Here is a 4029-nt window from a genome sequence, read left to right on the forward strand (position 1 = left end):
AAATTCTTATGAATTGGTGGCTGAGTTAATGATATTAAATCCTAATAAGCGGAGGCATTATCAACAAGGAGAAAGGGCTATGAGGCTTATTTTATCTGCATCCTAGCCCTTTTTGTCCCCCCGTAAGGGCAGCGACTCACTTGGGCGATGTTCTGCACTATTTGGCTGAGGCAATGGGTTGTGTAGAAGAAATTGTCGAGATCAAGTTCAATCAGGAGGCAGAATAATGCAACCAACAATCACCATTCCACAAGGCTGGAAATACCCGCATTTTACATTGGGTCAACGTACACAACAAGGAATAATTATCGGCATCAAGTATTATCCAAGCGACAGCTTTTTAGCTCGTGAATCCGATGAAGGCTGGCATTATGTAGTCATGCCTGACATCAATTCTGAATCCGAAGAAAATCGCTTAGAGAACGAGCTTGAACTACTGACACCACAGGAATTGAAAACACTTCTAGAAGCAGAGATAGCAAAACATTTACACCAAGCTGAACTACTCACTTATGAGTTAGAAGCAATTCCTGGCACTGTCATAAATAGCTAAGTCGAACACTATCCATTATCAACACAATTTTTAACAACAACAACGCAATTATGGAAACCATCAAAATCAACAACAGCGTCTTTCTCATTCCACCCAGCCAACCGAAACTACAAGCCAATTGCGCCAAAGAATACGGTCAATTTCTTCTCGATTGTCCCCCAAAACTGACAATTTTAGAAGCACAAGCAGGAGGATATCTCAAAGGTAACAAGGCTGACTTTGCGATCGCAATCTCTCGCCCTGACCGTCCATTGACCATCAACGAAAACTTCACCAATGAACCATTTACCGAGTTGTGGGTGATTCCGGTGGCTGGAGGACTCAAAGAACAATTCAAGGGACCAGCTTCGATGCTGCTTAGTTTTCTGATCCACCGCCGTAGTAAAGACAATTTTGCTGGATTGTACAACCACTTCGCCCATCGTGCCTTCCAGCAGTGGTGCGAGGAAGGGATGCCGGGAGATCCCAAAGAATTCTGTTATCAAGCGATCGCTAGCGTACTGAAAAATTACATTTTCTGCGCCGAGTTTCAGAAAGTGGAAGGGACGCTGGGAACGTACTGGTTCATTCAGTGGAGCTATCGCAATCCCCAATCTGATTTTGAGAAGGATGCGCTCGAAGCCGCCGAAATGATTCGTAGTGGTGCGGAATCTGGGGCAACAGTTCACTGGGTAACGAATGATACTTACGAGCGCTGGGCTAGTAATGCTGTCACTGCATCAGCATTAGCCCCAGTTTCGGAGACTGAGGCACGGCTATCTCTGCACAGGGCAAACGCATCTAAAGTATAAGAATCCTTTAATAGCAAGGGTTTCGGCGTTTTTAAATTTAGCCTATTTTTTCGTCAATATCCTTACCCAGTAAGGGTTTCAGAAATACCGTGCGTTCGCCCTGTATCTCTGCAAGGACAGAATCAGACAGCAATGCCGCAAGGTAACAAGCGGTAATTAAACACGAAAAGGGCGATTCACCTTTGAGTCGCCACTACATAAATTAGCGGTTCAAACAAGTCAATGAAAATCGGTACTATCTCCAATACCTTCGCCAATTTACGAGGGTAAGTTCATATATTAACTCCCTTGTCTGTTGGGTTCGGCAAAAACAATAAGTCCTAAAAATTACTTCAAGGTTTCCCGCAAGCTTTTTTTTCGGATCACTTGTAGGGGAAAGGGTTTGAGTCTCCAAGCTACCTTGTAAACTAAAGACCTTGTATTAGTCTTTTTGCCAAAATTTTAGTAGGCTCTTATTTTGGCAAAGGTATTGGTCTCAGTTAGTTATTCCAGAAAATTTAACTTGGGCAACTACGAATCAATCGAATTGGGCTGTTCGCTTTGGGCGCAAGTCGAGGATGAAGAAGATGCCGACGGTGTAGTTCAATTTCTCTATCATCAGGCGAAAGCAGCAGTCAAAGAGGCTGCAATGCCTGTGATTAAAGCGAACGAATTCCAAATCAGTAAAGCCAAATCTCAAAAGAAGGTGACAACTGATGAGGGTGTTATGGAGGATTTATGAAACAATTGACAGGCTTTATTCCTATCGCAGCGTTACCTCAATCTACTGCGGCTTCTGCTAAACAACAGTTAATAGAAGCAATTGATTGGCTTCACAAAGATGGTGCTGCTACTGAAACCAACCTCAAACTCTTGACTGCAATTGTCGAATCGATTCTTTGCTCGGAAGAATCATACACCAGATTTTTACAATGTGGTTTTGATGCAGCCATTGAGTTTTTCGATACTAATTCTCAGAACTGGGAATTTGAAGAATCAATGTCATCAAGTCATAATCCTAGGAATTGGGATGAGTACAAGCAGCTATAACAAACACGGGTTTTGTCACAGTCATAGTTTCAAGAACATGAAAAAATCAATTTCTACACTTTTACGCCGAAAGCGAGGTGATAAAAATGCTAGTCCGATGGAACTTTAAGTTAAAGCCCTGTCAGCTTCAACAAGCAAAAATGTCGCAGTGGTTAATCACTCTCAGAAAGCATAGAAACTATGCACTTAGAGAACGACAGATTGGATACAATACTAATAATCAGAATGCTGATGAACCAGTTAATTATGCTTGGGGTAGTTACTGCGATCTGAAAACCAGAGTCGAATATGGTGGGTATTGTCCACTAACTTGTCCTGTGCTAAAACATGGTGTTATTCCAACTGATCTAAATATTGCCCTGAAAACATCGTCATCTGTTATCAAGTGGGATAGCGCTTCTAATATCCAGATAAAAGTAACAACGAGATTAAGACATAAACTCAAACATTTTAGTGAGATTAGTACTGTTGTTTTGCAGGGTAACATCCTAAAATTAGACACTGCATTTACAAATTTTTGGCGGCATGGTAAAGGATTCCCACATTATTTACGAACTTTAAATAGTTTCAATTACTCACCAGGACAGGTTAAACTCAAGACAATTAAAGATAATTATGCCACTGTCTATCTTCCAGGAATTGGCAATATCAAAATGCACAATAGTCGGGATTTAACCAGTATTCAATCCGTGAGGACTTGTACTGTTAAAAGAGCAGGTGGTTACTGGTTCTTATCGATGTTAGTTCAAATACCCCAAGAACTACCAAAAGAAAAGTCAATATCTCAAATCAAATCAGTAGTCGGGATTGATGTTGGTGTGAATAAGCTTGTAGCTTTGTCAGATGGTAGTTTTGTCGAAAATATTAGAGTTACAACTAACATCAAAACATCTAGACGTTTAACTATGCGTCAACGTGCCATAAGCCGCAAGCGTCAGGGTTCTCAAAACAAAAACAAGGCATACGCTAGAATTGCCAAAACGCAACATAAACTAGCACAACATCGAGAGAGCTACAATTGGCAAGCAGCCAGTAAGATTGTCAAAACTGCTGATGCTGTTGGGCGTGAAGACCTGAACATCAAGAACATGGTTAAGCGTGCCAAACCGAAACGTGATGGCAAAGGTGGATATAAGAGAAATGGTGCTAGTCGCAAGAGTGGTTTAAACAAGGCTATCCTTGATTGTGCTTGGGGTGATTTATTCGCAAAAATTGCTTGGTTAGCTGCTAAATCTGGTAAACGAGTTATCCTAGTTAATCCCAAGCATAGCAGTCAGGAATGTCCACAGTGCAGACATACTGACAAGAGTAATCGCAGTGGAGAAAAATTTCTCTGTACTAACTGCGGATACACACAACACGCTGACACAAAAGCTTCTCGAACAATTGCAAAACGTGTGGGATTAGTCTTCCTCAAAAACATTAAAAAGACTCTACCGGGGGACTTTCGGAAAGTTATGCCTGTGAAGATATCGCTGCCGATGGGTGGGGAGTCCAGGAACCATGCCTATGAGTCATTGAATATTCAGTGTAATCGATCACGGGGCGATCGCAGACTAAAAGCCAATAGATGTCAATGAGTGAAGAAACTAGGGGAATTAGTCTAAGAGAGTTCACTCTATTTGATAAAAGTAAATAAACGGGTATGGCTTCGGG

5 protein-coding genes are annotated in these 4029 nt (G+C 41.6%); all 5 read left to right on the plus strand.

All coding sequences use genetic code 11. The features are described 5' to 3' along the window. Positions 1–226: 226 nt before the first annotated feature. The 5 genes from LC608_RS36330 (at position 227) to LC608_RS36350 (ending at position 3953) form a co-directional block, all read left to right on the plus strand. A complete protein-coding gene (locus LC608_RS36330) occupies positions 227–553 on the plus strand; it encodes a hypothetical protein (RefSeq protein ID WP_229558134.1) in 327 nt (108 codons plus the stop codon). Positions 554–603: 50 nt separating this feature from the next. Beyond that, positions 604–1344, plus strand: a complete 741-nt coding sequence (locus LC608_RS36335; RefSeq protein WP_229558135.1) for a hypothetical protein — start codon at positions 604–606, stop codon at positions 1342–1344. A 502-nt stretch (positions 1345–1846) separates the two neighbouring features. After that, the gene (locus LC608_RS36340) at positions 1847–2065 is read left to right on the plus strand and encodes a hypothetical protein (RefSeq protein WP_229558136.1); all 219 of its coding nucleotides are present in this window, start codon (positions 1847–1849) and stop codon (positions 2063–2065) included. Continuing rightward, entirely contained in the window at positions 2062–2373 is a 312-nt protein-coding gene (locus LC608_RS36345; protein WP_229558137.1) for a hypothetical protein, read from the plus strand. Before LC608_RS36340 ends, LC608_RS36345 begins: the two co-directional genes overlap by 4 nt. An 86-nt stretch (positions 2374–2459) precedes the next feature. Continuing rightward, positions 2460–3953, plus strand: coding sequence for a transposase (locus tag LC608_RS36350; protein WP_229558138.1), 1494 nt, complete (start codon positions 2460–2462; stop codon positions 3951–3953). The last annotated feature ends 76 nt before the right edge of the window (positions 3954–4029 follow it).

It is taken from the genome of Nostoc sp. XA010 (assembly GCF_020829625.1).
In the GTDB taxonomy this organism is placed as follows: domain Bacteria; phylum Cyanobacteriota; class Cyanobacteriia; order Cyanobacteriales; family Nostocaceae; genus Nostoc.